Here is a 1628-nt window from a genome sequence, read left to right as displayed (position 1 = left end):
CCGTCCCGGCCCGGGCAGGGCAAGGAGCGCTGCCTATGCCGGCTCAGCGGCCAGGACCCAGACACCGCCGCTGCGGGTGAGCCCGCGCCTGACCAGGGTGCGCAGGTTGAGCGCGGCGGCGCGCAGGCGCAACCAGGCATCGTTCTTGATGGTGCCGATGTAGCGCAGGCGCCGGTTGCCGCCGGCCACCACCCAGGCCACCGCGCGCTCGACCGGTGGCCGCCAGCGCCGGTAGTCGTCCTGCCAGGCCGGATCGGTGGCGGCCTGGCGGCGGGCGGCCACCTGCAGGTCATGATCGGGGCGGATCTGGATCACCCGGCCGCGCCGGGCGGTGGTGCACCGCTGCCGCAGCGGGCAGGCGGCGCAGGCCGCGGCATCGAAGGCCGCGCGCCTGGTGCCGGTAGCGGTGGCTGCGGTGAAGGACGCGCTCTGCCCGGCCGGGCTGAGCGCGGTGCCGGCGGCGGCATCGATGGTGAAGTCGTCCAGGGTGAACCCGCCGGGCACGGCCGGGCGCAGCGGCGGCGGTTTGATCAGCAGCCGGTGCCCGGCGGCGGCCAGCGCCCGCCGGCACGGCCCGGACGAGTAGGCGGCATCGGCCACGACCTGCAGCCGCCGGTCGTCACCGGCCAGCAGCTCGGGCGCGACGGCGGCCTCGTGATGGGCCGCTCCGGCTCCGGGCCGCAGAGCGACCGCGGTCAGCAGGCCGGTCTGCGGCTCGACGGCCAGGTGGGCCTTGAACCCGTCCGCAGTCCGGGTTGTGGTCTTGTGGATGTGGCGGGCCTCGGGGTCGACGGTGGAGACCAGGCGTTCGGGCACGGTGCGCTGGGCGATGCGCCAGCGCCCGTCGCGGCCGTCGCAATCGTCGGCCGGCTCGACGTCTTGGCCCGCGACCAGTGCCAGGATGCCGACCGCGGTCGCGGCCGACTCGTCCAGCACCTGGTCGGATGTCTCGGCCAGCAGGCGGATGGCGTCGGTGACCAGGGCGTCGACCAGCGCGGCGCGGGCCTGGGCGTCACTCCAGGCGATGCGGGGTTTGCCGGGGTCGGTGTAGTCGCAGGCGGTGCAGCAGGAAGCGGCGGCGTGTGCGGCGCCGGGCACCTCGCGGATCACCCGGCGGATCGCGGCGATGATCTGGGTGACGGTGTCCTGGGTGGCGACCGCGTCGTCCAGGACGGCCGAGTCCAGTGCCCGGCGGTGGCGGCCGTGCAGCACGCCGGTTTCGGCGACGACGGCGCGCACCGCTTCGAAGATCCGGTCCGGTTTCCTGGAGCGGGCCAGGCGGCGCCGGAAGTAGGTCAGCAGCGACGCGTCGAAGGCGGTGTCGTGCAGGCCCAGCCCGCAGGCGGCTTTCCAGCGCAGGTCGCAGCGCAGTTCCTGGATGGTCTCGATGTCGGAGAGGCCGTGCAGGGTCTGCAGCAGCAGCGCGGTGGCCAGGATCTGCGGTGGCATGCTGGGCCGTCCGTTGGGTGAGGGGTACATGTCGGTGAACATCGCGGCCGGAAACAGCGTCTCGCGGTGTTCGGCCAGGAACGCGAACACACTGCCGGGCGGGATCAGCTCCTTGCAGGTGGTCCATACATCCGGTCCGACCGGTTCACCGGCCCACTGACCTTGCATAACACCAGTGT

1 protein-coding gene is annotated in these 1628 nt (G+C 73.7%); it reads right to left on the bottom strand.

Annotated features, from left to right (window positions below; genetic code table 11):
• Positions 1-33: 33 nt before the first annotated feature.
• The gene (locus ACFOWE_RS33810) at positions 34-1617 is read right to left on the bottom strand and encodes an IS1182 family transposase (RefSeq protein WP_377295169.1); all 1584 of its coding nucleotides are present in this window, start codon (positions 1615-1617) and stop codon (positions 34-36) included.
• Between the last annotated feature and the right edge of the window lie 11 nt (positions 1618-1628).

Origin of the sequence: Planomonospora corallina (assembly GCF_042650625.1) — a bacterium.
In the GTDB taxonomy this organism is placed as follows: Bacteria; Actinomycetota; Actinomycetes; order Streptosporangiales; family Streptosporangiaceae; genus Planomonospora_B; species Planomonospora_B corallina.
The sequence above is the reverse complement of the archived record's forward strand: the minus strand, read 5'-3'. Positions and strand labels throughout refer to the sequence as shown.

Excerpts from the sequence above, each read along its gene's own strand:
- ACFOWE_RS33810 (WP_377295169.1), bottom strand. The coding sequence starts at position 1,617 with ATGCAAGGTCAGTGGGCCGGTGAACCGGTCGGACCGGATGTATGGACC.